Raw genomic sequence first — 494 nt, 5'->3', positions numbered from 1 at the left:
TAGTACTTTTAAGAAGAAAGCAAGGAAGCGAATCAAAATAATAATGACGAGAGTTTTTGCTTATTTTAGGGATGATCATACCTTTTGAAGATAAGAAACTTTAATTCTCTTCTCCAAATTTATTATTTATGAGCTTTTCAAGAGCATCGAGAGCATCAGTTGCTTCTGGTCCCCAAACGCGAATAGTGAGGTTACAACCAGAGGAGGCTGCTAACATCATAAGTCCCATAATTGATGAACCGCCAACAATTTTCCCATCTTTTTCAACTTCAACAATTGCATTACCCTTATCAACAGTATGAACAATTTTTGCAGAAGCACGCGCCCACAATCAACGTTAATTACAAATATTGAAATGACGACATAATTTAGAGGGGAGAGGGACTGTGAAGAGCATAAGTGATTAATTATACGCTATAAAATTATACTGGTACAGTGCTGTATGTAAGACGGGCGTCTTGCGCGGGTCTGAAGGCTTCTGATAATAAAAAATC

1 protein-coding gene is annotated in these 494 nt (G+C 37.0%); it reads right to left on the bottom strand.

The window, feature by feature from the left end; all coding sequences use genetic code 11:
• Window positions 1-100 precede the first annotated feature (100 nt).
• Window positions 101-331 carry an HPr family phosphocarrier protein gene (locus J7R10_RS08550; protein ID WP_246787425.1) on the bottom strand — a complete coding sequence of 77 codons (231 nt, stop codon included), beginning with the start codon at window positions 329-331 and terminating at the stop codon, window positions 101-103.
• Window positions 332-494: the final 163 nt, after the last annotated feature.

The organism is Bartonella vinsonii subsp. berkhoffii ATCC 51672, from assembly GCF_902825225.1.
GTDB classification, from domain to species: domain Bacteria; phylum Pseudomonadota; class Alphaproteobacteria; order Rhizobiales; family Rhizobiaceae; genus Bartonella; species Bartonella berkhoffii.
The sequence above is the reverse complement of the archived record's forward strand: the minus strand, read 5'-3'. Positions and strand labels throughout refer to the sequence as shown.